We start from the raw sequence: 13,339 nt of genomic DNA, 5'->3' as shown, positions 1-13,339 counted from the left end.
GAAGGACTCTAGGACAGCACGGCTTCCAGGTCTCGCGGCGCGTCCGGAAGCGCAGCGTCCGGAAGCGCAGCGTCCGGAAGCGCAGCGTCCGGAAGCGCAGCGTCCGGCAGCGGCGCGTCCCGCAGTGGTGGCGCGTACCGCTCGTTGTCCACGAGCCGACGTCGTTCGGCGAACCACGAAACGGCCACCGGCACCAGGCCGCCGATCCAGGCGAGGGGGGCCGCGAGGCACACCCCCAGGAACCCGAAGTACCGGACCAGGACGATCCCCGCCGCCGCCCGCAGCACCAGCTCGGCGAAGCCGGACACGGCGGGCGACGTGGCGCGGCCCATCCCCTGCACGGCGTTGCGGTACACGAACAGCAGGGCGAGGAACACGTAGAGGCAGCCGCTGACGACGAGGTACTGGTGGGCGAGCGCCACGACCTGCGCCTCGCCGCCGCCGACGAAGAGGCGGACGATCGGCTCCCCCAGGACCACGACGAGAACGCCCAGGACCACGGCCGCGACGGCGGAGACCCCTGTGGTCCGGAGCACCCCCTGGCGCACGCGGGTCCAGGCGAGCGCGCCGCGGTTCTGCGCGACGTAGGTCGCGAGGGCGATCCCGAACGAGTTCAGGGGGGCCACGGCAAGCTGGTCCACGCGCGAGGCCACGGTGAACGCGGTCACGGCCTCGGCCCCGAGCCCGTTGATCGCGGTCTGCAGGACCATCGCCCCGACGGCGATGACGGCCATCTGGAACCCCATCGACATCCCGAGGCGCAGCGGCTCGGCGAAGTCCGCACGGGCGAGCAGCCAGTCCTCGCGACGCAGGTGCAGCACCGGCATCCGGCGCTGCACCAGGAGGAGGCACAGGGCCACCGACACGAGCTGCGCCACGACGGTGGCGAGCGCCGCGCCGCCCACGCCCAGCCCGAGCCCGCCCACGAAGGCCACGACCAGGCCGGCGTTCAGCACGCACGCGACCACGAGGAAGACGAGCGGCGTGCGGCTGTCGCCCAGCGCCCGGATCACGGAGGACAGGAAGTTGAACGACACCATCGCGGCCGCCCCGGCGAAGGTCACCACCAGGAAGGTCGTGGCGTCGTCGACGAGCTCGGGCGGCGTGCCGAGCAGCACCATGAAGGGTCGCGCCCCCAGGGTGCCGACGAGGGTGATGAGCAGGGCGAGACCCGCCGAGATCAGGGCGCCCGCGGCGAACGCCCGGCGCAGCGCGGGCTGGTCGCCGGCGCCGAAGGCTCGCGCGACGGGGATGGCGAGCCCCGCGGACGACCCCCAGGACAGGCCGAGGAGGAGGAAGGTGACGGACCAGGTCGCACCGACGGCGGCGAGCGCGTCGACTCCGACGAGCCGCCCGACGACGACGGCGTCGGTGAAGTGGTAGAGCTGCTGGAAGAGGTTGCCGAGGAGCAGCGGGACGGCGAACGTGACGATGAGGCGGGTGGGTGGCCCGGTGGTGAGGTCTCTGATCATCTCAACGCCAGAGCCTAGAACCGTCGAGAGGCCAGTGTCGAATCGTTTCGAGATGTGGTCGCGCGAGACGGCGTGGCGAGGCGGCGAGGCGTCTCGCCGGCCGGTGTTAATCGGTTGGGCTCCTGGCGGTGCCACCGGCGCCCAGGCATCGTGAGCGCGCCATGGCTGCGCCGCTGCAGCCTTTTGAGCACCTGGAGGAAACATGTCCACGCGAGTGCGACTACGCCGTCTTGCCGCGGCTCTCTGTCTGGCGGTGATGGCGCCCCTCGGAGCCGTCGCCGTCGTCACGACGACGGCCGCACCGGCCGCCGCCCACGGGTCCGTGACCGACCCGCCGGCCCGCAACTACGGCTGCTACGAGCGGTGGTCGGGCAACCACACCAACCCGCAGATGCAGCAGACCGACCCGATGTGCTGGGGCGCCTGGCAGGCCAACGCCGGCGCCATGTGGAACTGGAACGGAGTCTTCCGCGAGAACGTGGCCGGCCGCCACGAGCAGGCGATCCCGAGCGGCCAGCTCTGCTCGGCGGGCCGTACGGCGAGCGGCGTGTACAACTACCTCGACACGCCGGGTGCCTGGACCGCCAAGTCGATCTCGCAGCAGGCCCGGCTCACGCTGACGGACCCCTCGAGCCATGGCGCCGACTACCTGAAGATCTACGTGTCGAAGCCCGGCTTCGACCCGACGACCGAGGCGCTCGGCTGGGAGGACCTCGACCTGGTCACGCAGACCGGGCGCCACGGCCCGACCGGCCTGTACCAGGCGGACCTCAACCTGGCCGGCCGCAGCGGTCGCGCGGTGATCTACACGATCTGGCAGGCGAGCCACCTGGACCAGTCGTACTACCTGTGCTCGGACGTGAACATCGGCGGCGGCACCAGCACGCCGACCCCGACGCCCACCCCCACGCCGGTTCCCACCCCGACGCCCACCCCGACCCCCACGCCCACGCCGACCCCGACGCCCGGGACGGGCAGCTGCACGGCCCAGGTCGCGGTCGTGAACTCATGGAGCGGCGGCTACCAGGCCGACGTGCGCGTCACGGCCGGCTCGGCAGCCCTGCGCGGCTGGCGGGTCACCGTGGGCGGAGCCACGATCACGCAGGCCTGGAACGCGACGCTGTCCGGCGGCAACCAGCTCACCAACGTGGGCTGGAACGGCAGCCTCGCCCCCGGCGGTACTGCCACGGCCGGCTACATCGGCAGCGGCTCGGCCTCCGGCCTGACCGCGACGTGCACGGCTCTGTGAGCTGATCGCACAGGAGCGCTGAGCATCCATGGCGGGGGCACGGTCGATCCGACCGTGCCCCCGTCCTGGGTCCTCCTGCACCCCGCCCGACCCCGGCCGTGCTCGACCAGGACCGTGCTCGACCAGGACCGGGCTGCTTCACCCCACGTACTCGAAGTGCCAGGACTCCTCGCGCCCGCCGCCCTGCCGCGCCCAGTCGGGATGGACCCAGCCGTGGCGCGGGCCGTTGGCCGCGAGCCAGGCGAACTCCGGCCGGCCGAACTGGAACCCGTCGTCGACGGGCACGTCCGCCGCGACCGCCAGGCCGTGGTTCGACGTGCCCGGCCGGGCGGCAAGACCTCCCCCGAACTCGTCGAGCACCTGGAGCTGCCAGTCGTACGGCCGGTAGCCGTACTCCACGCGCAGAGGCTTGCCGAACTGCGCCTCGAACTCCGCGCCGAGGCGCTCCCACGCGGCTGCGGCGTCGCACCGCAGGTACTGGTCCTGCCCCTCCGGGCCGACGCCCATCGGGCACAGGTCGCCGATCGGGAGCTTGCCGTTCGTCCCGTCCGCGACCGTGGCGCGGGCGTCCCACGCGGCCGCCTCGATCGCGACGCGCGCCGCCTCCCGCCGCTCGGCGGCGGCCCGCACCGACCCGAGGTCGGCGACGTCCACGGCCGCGGCGAGCGCCGCCTGGCCCTCGGCGCGATGACCGGTCAACAGGTCGAGGGCCGACGCCGGAGCACCGTCTCCCCGGGTCCACTCGATCGTGTATCCGGAGTCCCGCACCGAGATCCCGAGCTGGTAGGTGACGTGCTCGAGTGCCGCCTTCGCGGCCGGGAGATCCGCGGCGGCGGCCGCGGCCTCAGCCTGCGCCGTCTCCCAGGCGCCCTGGGCGGCGCGCACCTCCTCGGTGCGACCGGCGAGCGCCTCCGCCGCCTCCCGCAGGGTGGTGGCCCACCCGGTCGCGGCGGTCTCCGCAGCCTCGACCTCGGCGAGCGTCGCGTCGTCGGCCACCTCTGGCGGCCCGGCCGCGGCCGCCGCCTTCGCGGTGGCGACCTGGTCCGCGAGGGCGACCCGGACGGCGTCGTCGGCCACCTTGCCGTCGGAGGTGGCCAAGACCTCCTCCGCCGTCGCCACCTGGGCGGAGAGGCCCGCCTGGGCCTCGCTCGCCTGAGCAAGGATCTGCCCGACGGCGGCCTGCGCGACGGCGAGCCGCTCCTCGGCGGCCCGCTCCCCCGCCGCCTGCTCCACGGCGGCGCGCTCGGCCGCGGCCTGCTGGGCGCTCACCTGAGCCACGCCGTACGCGACGCCGCCGCCCAGGAGGACGGCGAGCGCCACGAGCGCGATCACGATCCGCGGCAGGGGCAGCTGGGACATGGCCAGCAGTCTCGCACGAGGGGTTCGGGCGGTGCAGAAGATCAGTACGGTGGCACGAACCCCGGGAGGATCCCCCGGTCCTCGAGACAGGCCGCGACCTCCAGCAGCTGGATCTCCGACCATCTCGGGCCGACGATCTGCACGCCGATCGGCAGGCGCCCGGCGCTCATGCCCGCGGGAAGGGTCAGCGCGGGCAGACCAGCAAGGTTGGCGAACACACAGCTCCGCCCTTGCTCGTCCGTCCCGGTCGCGCCGTGCAGGAAGGCGACCGAGGCCGCCGGCGGAAGGATGAGAGCGTCGTAGTCGTCGAAGAACCGCTCCCACGCGCTCACCCATCGGTCGCGGCGTTCCAGCGCGTGGAAGTACCAGTCGAGAGTCGTCTGTTCCGCGCCGGGCGCGTACACCTCGGTCAGGCTCATGAGCTCGCCGAACACCCGCTGCCCTGACCAGTCGAGGCCGGGAAGTCGCTGATGGACGACGGCGCCCGCAGCGGCCGCCTCCCCAGCGACGCGCTCCACCTCAGCACGCAGCTCGTCGGTGACGGGTGCGCCGGGAAGCTCCGGCGCCCAGGCCAGCCGCAGCGATCCCGGCGAGCGCTTGCGCCGGGCGGGCAGCGCCACCGGAGGGACGTCGGAGTCGAGACCGTCGGGGCCCGCCATCAGCCGCAGCATCAGCTCGAGGTCGTCGAGGTCGCGTGCCATCGGCCCGAGGCTGGTCATGATGCGGACCGACTGGGCCGTACCGTCGACCGGCCGGAAGAACCCGGTGATGGGGATGCGGTGCTCCGTGGCCTTCAGGCCGTACACGCCGCAGAAGTGCGTCGGCACCCGGAGCGAGCCGGCGAGGTCGGACCCGACCTCCACCGGGGTCAGTCCGGAGGCGAGGGCCGACGCGGCACCGCCGCTGGATCCACCGGCGGTGCGCTGGGTGTCCCACGGGTTGCTGGTGCGGCCGAAGATCGGGTTCTCCGCGATGTAGTCCCCGAGGAACGGCGGGACGTTCGTGTGCCCGACGATGATCGCGCCCGCCGCGCGCAGGCGGGCGGCGACCGTCCCGTCGCGGTCTGGGACCCGGTCGAACACCGGAGTGCCGATCGTGGTGCGCATCCCGGCGACGTCATGGCCGTCCTTGAGGGTGATGGGGACTCCGTGGAGCGGTCCGACGTCGATGCCGCGCGCGAGGGCGTCGTCGGCACGACGCGCGGCGTCCGTCGCGGCGTCCGGGTCGAGCGAGACGACGGCGTTGAGACCCGGGTTGAGGTCCCTGATGCGAGTCAGCCGGGCGTCGAGCACCTCGACGGCGCTGACCTCGCGAGCGGCTATGCGTGCGGCGAGCGCTCGGGCGCTCGTGAAGGCGATGTCGGCGGTCATGTCAGCCGTTGTAGACCCTGACACGGTGTCACGGTCCAGCGCCCGGCCTGCAGGGCAGGGGCTCAGGGAGCGACGATCGGCTCCTGCAGCTCGGTGACGAACTCGCTGAGGTCCGAGGAGGCTTCGAGGTACACCTCGCGCGATGGGCCCGCGGACCGGAACCCGTGGCCGTCCACCCATCGCGCGAGCTGCTGCACCGAGGACAGGACGTCCTCCATGGGTCCTCGGTGCACGAGGGTCGCCGCGGCGTCGACCCCGGGAAGGTCGCGGATGTCGAAGTGGTCCGCGCCTGTCGGCGACGCGTTGACCGGCACCGCCGCATGCACGGTCACCGAGCCGTCGTCGTGGTGGTCGTAGTAGGCGATCGCCGGGCCGACCACCGAGACGGCCGCCGCGGACAGGCGCGCGGTCAGCCGCCCGTACAGGGGCCGGATCACCGGGGTGATCGACCCGGGATCAAACCCGGCTGCGCGGGCGCTGATCTCGGCGACTCGCACGGGCGCCACCGAGCGGACAACCACCTCGACAGCCGGCATGGCCCCCTCGGACTCGATGGTTCGCAAGCGGCTCTCCACCTGAGCCAGCCGGGACGTGTCCGCCTCGATCTGAGCGGCCAGCTCCGCCTGGCGCACCCGCAGCAGGTCGCGCAGCTCCCCCGCACCGACGTCGTCGGCCAGGATCCTGCCGACCTGCTGGAGGGTCAGCCCGAGGCCCTTCAACGCGACGATCCGATTCAGCGTGCCCAGCTGACCGGCCTCGTAGGACCGGTAGCCCGTGGCTGGGTCGACCCGGGCGGGAGGCAGCAACCCGAGGTTGTCGTAGTGCCGCAGCATCCTGACCGACACCTGACCGTGCCGAGCAAAGTCGCCGATGGAGAACACCACCCCGTTATACGCCTATCGACGCCTCTTCCCGCTAGGACACCTTGCGGCGGTAGGCGGCCATCGCGAACACGTACGCGGCGGCGAGGATGCCGACGCACCAGGCGAGGGCGACCCAGATCTCGGTGCCGACCGGCTGCTGGGCGAGCAGGTCGCGGATCGAGTTGACGATGGACGTGACGGGCTGGTTCTCGGCGAACCACCGCACCGGGCCCGGCATGGTGTCCGTCGGCACGAAGGCCGAGCTGATGAACGGCAGGAAGATGAGCGGGTAGGAGAAGGCGCTCGCGCCGTCCACGGTCTTGGCCGACAGTCCCGCGATGACCGCGAGCCAGGTCAGTGCCAGGGTGAACAGGACCAGCATGCCGGCGACGGCGAGCCAGGACAGCACCCCGGCGCCCGAGCGGAACCCCATGAGCAGGGCGACGAGCACCACGATCACGACCGAGACGAGGTTGGCGACCAGCGACGTCAGCACGTGCGCCCACAGCACCGAGGAGCGGGCGATCGGCATCGACTGGAACCGCTCGAAGATCCCGCCCTGCATGTCGAGGAAGAGCCGGTACGCCGTGTAGGCGATGCCCGAGGCGATCGTGATGAGCAGGATGCCCGGCAGGAGGTAGTTCACGTAGCTGCCGGTGCCGGTGTTGATCGCACCACCGAGCACGTACACGAACAGCAGCATCAGCGCGATCGGCGTGACCGCCGTGGTGATGATCGTGTCCATGCTGCGCATGATGTGGCTCAGGGACCGCCCCGTCAGGACGGCGGTGTCGCCGAAGAAATGCTTGTTCATCGCTTTCCCTCACTGTCCGTGGCGACACTGTCCGTGCCGACGCTGTTCGTACCGACGATGGAGAAGAAGACGTCCTCGAGGCTCGGCTGCTTCTCGACGTACTCGACCTTGACCGGCGGCAGCAGCGCCTTGAGCTCGCCGAGCGTGCCGTCGACGATGATGCGGCCCTCGTGGAGGATCGCGATCCGGTCGGCGAGGTGCTCCGCCTCCTCCAGGTACTGCGTGGTCAGCAGCACCGTCGTGCCGTTCCGGGCGAGCTCCTTGACGGCCGCCCACACCTCGATGCGCGCCTGGGGGTCCAGGCCCGTCGTCGGCTCGTCGAGGAAGATGACCGGCGGGTTGCCGATGAGGCTCATCGAGATGTCCAGCCGACGGCGCATGCCGCCCGAGTAGGTTGCCGCCTTGCGCCCGCCGGCGTCGGTCAGGGAGAAGCGCTCGAGCAGGTCGTCCGCGATCCGGCCCGGATCCTTCAGATGACGCAGCCGGGCGACCAGCACCAGGTTCTCCCGCCCGGTCAGGACCCCATCGACGGCGGCGAACTGGCCGGTGAGGCTGATCGACTCCCGCACCCGCTCGGCCTGCGTGGCAACGTCGAAGCCGTGCACGGTCGCGGTGCCCCCGTCCGCCTGGAGCAGCGTGGACAGGATCCGCACGACGGTGGTCTTGCCCGCGCCGTTCGAGCCGAGCAGCGCGAAGATGCTCCCCCGCGCCACGGCGAGGTCGACGCCGCGCAGGACCTTCAGCTCCTTGAACGACTTCTCCAGGCCCCGCACGTGGATGGCGGGTTCCTGGACCTGTGGGGTGGTCATATCCGTTCCTTCTCTCGTGACGGTCATGTTCGATGGCTCCGGTCTCGATGGCTCCGGCTCAGGCACGACGGACGGCGATGTCGCCGTAGGAGGTGCGCCCCCGCACCTCGACGGTCCGGCCGGCCCCGTCGGGGCCGGCGGTCTCCTCGAGCTGGTTGTCGACGTGCCCGAACCCGGTCTTGACGTCCAGCCAGGCGGCGGCGCCCTCGGCGATCCCGACCTCCAGGTCGCCCAGGCCGCTCTCGAGCACGGCCACGCCCCGCACGACCTCGCCGACGCGGACGGCCCCGTTGGACGTCTTCACGTCCACGTCGGAACCCACCCGCTCGACCGAGATGTCGCCGTTGGCCGACCGCACCCGCAGGTCGCCGGTCACCACGTCGATCGTGGTGGCGCCGTTGGCGTTCCTGACCGACGCGGCGCCCTCGACCTCGCCGACCCGGACCTTGCCCGAGCCGGTCGAGATCTCGACGTCACCGATGACACCACCGACGGTGATGTGGCCGGCCGACGTGTCGAGGTGCAGGGCGCCCGTCCGCTCGACCTGGAGGTTCCCGGCGGAGGTCTTCAGACGGCACTCCCCGAGCCGGCCCACCACGTGCACGTCGCCCATCTGCAGCGTCGCGCCCACCTGGGCGCCGCTGGGGAGCTGGATCGACAGAGCGACCGACCGTGACTTCTTCGAGAAGTCCAGAGCGGGCACCTTGGGGCCCGTGACGCGCAGGACGCCGTCGGCGCACTCCACGCTGACCTGCTGCGCAGCCTTCACGTCGGACTCGTCGGAGGCGTTGCTCGGGCTGACGTCGACGACGGTGCCGGTCCGGTCGCTCGCGGTGATCCGTACGTCACCGACGCCGAGGTCGAGGACGACGGAGAGAACTTCGGGGGTCTCGTAGACAGGCATGGTTCTCCCTAGGGCGTGATCGGTGATCCGTCCCCGCAGGCCACCTGCCCTGCGAAGTCCGTGGCACCATCTTGGCACCACAGTGGTGTCACGTCAAGCCTTGGAGAACCGTTCTGCTGTCACGCAGGCGTCGCCATGGTGTCGCCTCGGCGTCATCCCGATGGCGCGTCGACCGTGAAGACCGCCGACAGCACGTGCCGCCTCCTGGCCGCCACGTCGGCCAGCAGGGCCGGCGCCTGGGCCAGGTCCACGACGTCGGTGACGAGGTGGCGTCGGATGTCCGCACCGCGCGCACGCAGCAGGCGCACGGTCTCGGCCGAGAGACGTCGTCGGTCCCAGTCGGAGGCGAGGCCGCGCGGGACCCGGCCGATCTGGGCCGACCGCAGGCTCAGGCCGTTGTGGTGGAACTCTTCCCCGAGCCGCACGGCGTCCGCCCCGTCGGTGTAGAAGGCGAGGTCCACGACGGTCCCCTGCGGGCGGACGGCCCGGAGGGCGGTCGCCAGGGCGTGCGGCCGCCCGCGGCACTGGAAGACGACGTCGGCGCCGTGGTCGCGCGGGCCGTGCCGCCACCGCGTCTTGACGGTGAGCGCCGGGTCGTCGTCGGCTCCGAGCGCCCAGAACCCGAGCGCCCGCGCCACCGCACGCCGCCTGGGGTCGGCCTCGACGACGGCGACCTCGTCGGCGCCCTGCTCGGCCGCGAAGAGCGCGATGAGGAGCCCGACCAGGCCCCCGCCGGTGACGAGCACCCGTCGTCCGCCCACGCCCTGCCCGAGCGACGTCACGGGCCGCACCGTGTCGGCCGCGGCGTGCAGGAGGCCGTTGGCACAGATCGGCCCCAGGTGTGCGACGTAGACACCGAGGAGCGGGTCGAGGTCGGCCGGGAGCGGGACCACGTGCTCGTGGAGCGGGTCGAGGACGTGCGCCGTGGCATGGCCGTAGGCGGCCGCGACCAGGTCGCCGACGGCGAACGCCGGGGTGCGGGCCTCCGCGACGCGCGCTACCTCCATGTATCCCAGCCGGCGGACCGGGTACCGCGACCCGTCGCTCGGGAGGAACAGGGCCAGCTCCGGGTCGAGCGCGGCCTGCAGGCCCGGGTGGTCGCCCTTGACGTAGGTGAGCTCGGTGCCGGCCGACAGGCCGGTCATCACCGTCTGCAGCAGCAGCCCGCCCTCCGGGACAGGCGGCAGGTCCTCCTCGACGAGCTCGACCCGCCCCGGCTCGAGGACGACGAGGTTTCGCCGCCTCACGGCCGCGCCCCGGCTCGCCCACCCGCACGGATCGAGTTGTCAGAAGTTCCCCCGTCGACAGACCGGGGAGCTTCTGACAACGCGACCGGACGGCCGGTGCGGGCCGCCTCGGCGACGGCGCAGCCGAGGCGATGGGTGCGCACGGCCTCGTCGTACGGCGCACGGGTCTGCTCGCGCTCGCCGCGCACCGCCTGGATGAACTCCCGGTCGACGACGACCTTCGGGTCGTCCCAGACCGGGCGGTCCAGGCGCAGGCTGCCGTCGTCCACGACCATGCTCGTCTCCGAGACCTCCAGCACCAGGCCGGGGCTGAACGTGTGCAGGGCCGCACGGTGCTTGACGTCCAGCAAGGACGTGGCGGCCAGGGTGGCGACCGTGCCGGAGGCGAAGCGCACGGTGGCGGCTGTGGCGTCGTCGATGTCGCCGACGGCCGGCAGCCCCGGCGGGGACGGCCGGCGGACGCCCGCGGCGAAGACCTCCACCGCCTCGCCGAGCAGGACGCGAGCGAGGTCCAGCACGTGCGTGAGCTGCTCGATCACCTGCCCGCCCGAGCGCGACGTCTGCGCCCACCAGGACACAGGAGGCCGCTTGTCGAGCCAGTAGCCGCTCGCGAGGTAGGCCGGCGACTCGGCGAGCAGCTTCTGCGCCTCGGGCACCAGGTCCAGGCAGCGCCAGTGGTAGCCGGTGCCGGTGACCACGTCCGCCGCGGCCACCAGCCCGGCCAGGCGCTCGGCCGTCGCCAGGTCGGCGGCGACGGGCTTCTCCACGAACATCGGCAGCCGGCGCGCAAGCGCGGCCTCCTCCGGCGCACCGTGCGCGAAGGGCGGGACGCAGATGTACACGGCGTCGACCCGGTCGTGGTCCAGCGCCTGGTCAGCAGCCGGGTAGGCGGCCGCGTCGCACTGCGCGGCCAGCGACGCGGCAGCCTCCGGGACCGGGTCGGCCACCGCCACGATCTCGACGTCCTCGAGGCCGGCGAGCACCTCGGCGTGTCGCCGGGCCACCGAGCCGGCACCGATCAGGGCTACGCGGGTGGTCATGCGAACCTCCTCAGCAGTCGGTCGTACAGCTCGATGTACCGGGCGGCCATCGCGGCCGGGGTCCAGCCCGCCACGGCCGCGCGGCACGCCGCCCGGTCCAGCGCGTCGATCCTGCCCAGGTGGGCGGCCAGGTCGTCCTCGTCCGCGACGAGGTAGCCGGTCACCCCGTGCTCGACCAGGGACGGCAGGACCCCGAGCGGGGTGGCGATCACCGGTACCCCGCGGGCCAGCGCCTCGACCACGCCGGTGGCGCCGGGTTCGGCCCACCTGTTCGGCGCCAGCACGACCCGGGCGCCCTGCAGCAGCCGCTCCTTCACCGGTCCCTTCACGCCGCCGACCCACCGCACGGCGTCACCGTCGAGGAGCGGCGCGACCTGGTCGAGGAAGAACCGGACGTCGGGATGCTGCTCGCACGCCGGCTCACCCTCGGCGAGCCGGCGTTCGAGCTCGCCCGGCTCGTCGATCCCCGCCACCGGCCCGGCCAGCACGAGCGGGACGCCTGCTCGTCGGCAGGCCCGCGCAGCCACGTCCTGGGCCTTGTCGGCGGTGATCCGCGCGAGGACGAGCGCGTGGTCGCCTTGCTCGACGTCCATGTCCGGTGGCGGCGGTACGGCCAGCGGCACCACCCCCAGGGTCTGCTCGCGCAGCCGTCCGGGGGCGCGGTCGAGCTGCGACCGCGAGACCGCCGCGAAGGCGACCCGCCCCCGGCCGTCGAACGTGGAGTAGAAGTCGGCGTGCTTGCGCAGGTCCCAGTGGAGCGTCTGCAGGGTGGGCGGGGCACGGTCGCCCATCGCCGCCAGCACGGCGGGACCGACCACCTCGAGGTGGTCGTGGACCAGGTCGATCGACGGGTCGTCCTCCAGGGCCGCGCGGACGCCCTGCATGTGCGCGTGGGCGACGCCGGAGACCTGGTTGTACGGAGCGGCGATCGAGCGGAACCGAGGTTCCGCCAGGGGGCGGACGTACCCGTCCGCCTCGAGGGTGCTGGGACCCACCGTGGCCAGGACCACCTGGACCCCGGCACGTCGCAGCTCGGGCACGAGCGTGGCCACGACCGTCTCGATCCCGCCGTACCCGGGCGGGGGCACGGGCAGCCACGGGCCGGCGTCGACCAGGACCTTCAGCCTCATCGACGCACCAGCACACGCCGCTGCCGGTACTCGGGGACGTCGGCCATCGCGGGCCGTTCCGTCACCCGGACGTGGTGGGTCTCGGCCACGAAGGCGGCACCGTCCCGCGTGAACTGCGTGAGGGTCATCTCGGTGGCGCTCGTCAGGAACGCGCGGCCGTACCGGCGCAGGCGCGCGAGCACCGCCAGCTGCACCTCGGCGGCCATCCGGCCCAGCTCACCGTCGGTGGAGTTGCGGTGCGCGCGCCGCCCGAGGTCCACCTGGGCCATCGCGTCCAGGCCCGCGTCCTCCGCGACGTCGACGAGCATGCCGATCTCGACGCCGTAGCCCGAGAGGAAGGGGACCCGTTCCAGCAGGCTCCGGCGCCCGGCGTACTCGCCCGCGAGCGGCTGGACGAACCCGGCCAGCGCCGGCCAGTACAGGTTGAGCAAGGGCCGGGCGACGAGCTCGGTGACCCGTCCCCCGCCGGCAGGCAGGACCTGCTCACCGTTCTCCAGCGGGCGGTCGTAGTACGCCTTCACGAAGCCGATCCCGGGGTCCGTGAGCAGCGGGCCCAGCAGCCCCACCACGAACTGCTCGTCGAAGTCCCGCAGGTCGGCGTCGACGAAGACCACGATGTCGCCGTCGGTGACGTACAGCGACTTCCACAGCGCCTCACCCTTGCCCGCCACGTCGCCGAGCCGAGGCAGCACGTCGGTCTGCCGGAACACCCGGGCGCCGGCGTGCTCGGCCTCCGCGGCCGTGCGGTCGACACTCCTCGAGTCGATCACGACCAGCTCGTCGACCAGCGGGACGGCCTCGACGAGCTCCCGGCGCAACGTCGTGACGATCGCGCCGACCGTCGCCTCCTCGTCCCTGGCCGGGAGCACCACGCTCACGCGCGACGCACCCTTGGCCTCGACCAGCCGGTGACGATCCCACCGGTCGCCGGCCGAGGTCCGCCGGTCCAGCCAGGTCTGCACGGATGTCAGCACAGCCACTCCTTTCCCCCGCTTTCCAGTCGACACCTGCCTCCACCCGGTCGCACGAGGGCAGGGCGCTCCGGTGCGGGTCCGCGTGCTGGTCACCCGGTGACCAGCGAC

General features: G+C 72.8%; 12 protein-coding genes. 1 reads left to right on the top strand and 11 read right to left on the bottom strand.

Going from position 1 to position 13,339, the window contains the following annotated elements:
- Positions 1 to 8: 8 nt before the first annotated feature.
- Entirely contained in the window at positions 9 to 1,472 is a 1,464-nt protein-coding gene (locus tag D1350_RS16470) for an MATE family efflux transporter (RefSeq protein WP_125777116.1), read from the bottom strand.
- Positions 1,473 to 1,674: 202 nt separating this feature from the next.
- On the opposite strand from D1350_RS16470, the gene D1350_RS16465 reads away from it, so the two are divergent.
- On the top strand, positions 1,675 to 2,721 hold the full coding sequence (locus D1350_RS16465; RefSeq protein ID WP_125777115.1) for a lytic polysaccharide monooxygenase: 1,047 nt from the start codon (positions 1,675 to 1,677) through the stop codon (positions 2,719 to 2,721).
- 138 nt (positions 2,722 to 2,859) lie between these two features.
- Here the strand turns inward: D1350_RS16465 and D1350_RS16460 are convergent, their stop codons facing one another.
- The 10 genes from D1350_RS16460 to D1350_RS16415 form a co-directional block, all read right to left on the bottom strand.
- Positions 2,860 to 4,080 carry a M15 family metallopeptidase gene (locus D1350_RS16460; protein ID WP_164545195.1) on the bottom strand — a complete coding sequence of 407 codons (1,221 nt, stop codon included), beginning with the start codon at positions 4,078 to 4,080 and terminating at the stop codon, positions 2,860 to 2,862.
- A gap of 41 nt (positions 4,081 to 4,121) precedes the next feature.
- Positions 4,122 to 5,450: an amidase gene (locus D1350_RS16455; RefSeq protein ID WP_125777113.1), complete on the bottom strand. Its 1,329-nt coding sequence runs from the start codon at positions 5,448 to 5,450 to the stop codon at positions 4,122 to 4,124.
- A gap of 62 nt (positions 5,451 to 5,512) precedes the next feature.
- The gene (locus D1350_RS16450) at positions 5,513 to 6,331 is read right to left on the bottom strand and encodes a MerR family transcriptional regulator (protein WP_125777112.1); all 819 of its coding nucleotides are present in this window, start codon (positions 6,329 to 6,331) and stop codon (positions 5,513 to 5,515) included.
- 34 nt (positions 6,332 to 6,365) lie between these two features.
- Entirely contained in the window at positions 6,366 to 7,127 is a 762-nt protein-coding gene (locus tag D1350_RS16445; RefSeq protein ID WP_125777111.1) for an ABC transporter permease, read from the bottom strand.
- Positions 7,124 to 7,936, bottom strand: a complete 813-nt coding sequence (locus D1350_RS16440) for an ABC transporter ATP-binding protein (protein ID WP_125777110.1) — start codon at positions 7,934 to 7,936, stop codon at positions 7,124 to 7,126. Before D1350_RS16440 ends, D1350_RS16445 begins: the two co-directional genes overlap by 4 nt.
- 58 nt (positions 7,937 to 7,994) lie before the next feature.
- Entirely contained in the window at positions 7,995 to 8,840 is an 846-nt protein-coding gene (locus D1350_RS16435) for a DUF4097 family beta strand repeat-containing protein (RefSeq protein WP_125777109.1), read from the bottom strand.
- Positions 8,841 to 8,992: 152 nt separating this feature from the next.
- Entirely contained in the window at positions 8,993 to 10,087 is a 1,095-nt protein-coding gene (locus tag D1350_RS16430) for a zinc-dependent alcohol dehydrogenase (RefSeq protein ID WP_125777108.1), read from the bottom strand.
- Positions 10,084 to 11,127 carry a Gfo/Idh/MocA family protein gene (locus D1350_RS16425; RefSeq protein ID WP_125777107.1) on the bottom strand — a complete coding sequence of 348 codons (1,044 nt, stop codon included), beginning with the start codon at positions 11,125 to 11,127 and terminating at the stop codon, positions 10,084 to 10,086. The genes D1350_RS16430 and D1350_RS16425 overlap by 4 nt, the downstream gene beginning before the upstream one ends.
- Positions 11,124 to 12,257 (bottom strand): glycosyltransferase, encoded by a 1,134-nt coding sequence (locus tag D1350_RS16420; RefSeq protein WP_125777106.1) that lies wholly within the window; start codon positions 12,255 to 12,257, stop codon positions 11,124 to 11,126. The genes D1350_RS16425 and D1350_RS16420 overlap by 4 nt, the downstream gene beginning before the upstream one ends.
- Positions 12,254 to 13,231 carry a glucosyl-3-phosphoglycerate synthase gene (locus D1350_RS16415; RefSeq protein ID WP_206074569.1) on the bottom strand — a complete coding sequence of 326 codons (978 nt, stop codon included), beginning with the start codon at positions 13,229 to 13,231 and terminating at the stop codon, positions 12,254 to 12,256. The genes D1350_RS16420 and D1350_RS16415 overlap by 4 nt, the downstream gene beginning before the upstream one ends.
- Positions 13,232 to 13,339 lie beyond the last annotated feature (108 nt).

This window comes from Antribacter gilvus, assembly GCF_003946865.1.
In the GTDB taxonomy this organism is placed as follows: Bacteria; Actinomycetota; Actinomycetes; order Actinomycetales; family Cellulomonadaceae; genus Antribacter; species Antribacter gilvus.
This window is presented reverse-complemented; position numbering and strand designations above follow the sequence as displayed.

What these genes read in the sequence shown, in the direction of transcription:
- D1350_RS16470 (WP_125777116.1), bottom strand. Translation starts at nt 1,472, where the DNA reads ATGATCAGAGACCTCACCACCGGGCCACCCACCCGCCTCATCGTCACG.
- D1350_RS16465 (WP_125777115.1), top strand. Translation starts at nt 1,675, where the DNA reads ATGTCCACGCGAGTGCGACTACGCCGTCTTGCCGCGGCTCTCTGTCTG.
- D1350_RS16460 (WP_164545195.1), bottom strand. Translation starts at nt 4,080, where the DNA reads ATGTCCCAGCTGCCCCTGCCGCGGATCGTGATCGCGCTCGTGGCGCTC.
- D1350_RS16455 (WP_125777113.1), bottom strand. Translation starts at nt 5,450, where the DNA reads ATGACCGCCGACATCGCCTTCACGAGCGCCCGAGCGCTCGCCGCACGC.
- D1350_RS16445 (WP_125777111.1), bottom strand. Translation starts at nt 7,127, where the DNA reads ATGAACAAGCATTTCTTCGGCGACACCGCCGTCCTGACGGGGCGGTCC.
- D1350_RS16440 (WP_125777110.1), bottom strand. Translation starts at nt 7,936, where the DNA reads ATGACCACCCCACAGGTCCAGGAACCCGCCATCCACGTGCGGGGCCTG.
- D1350_RS16435 (WP_125777109.1), bottom strand. Translation starts at nt 8,840, where the DNA reads ATGCCTGTCTACGAGACCCCCGAAGTTCTCTCCGTCGTCCTCGACCTC.
- D1350_RS16425 (WP_125777107.1), bottom strand. Translation starts at nt 11,127, where the DNA reads ATGACCACCCGCGTAGCCCTGATCGGTGCCGGCTCGGTGGCCCGGCGA.
- D1350_RS16420 (WP_125777106.1), bottom strand. Translation starts at nt 12,257, where the DNA reads ATGAGGCTGAAGGTCCTGGTCGACGCCGGCCCGTGGCTGCCCGTGCCC.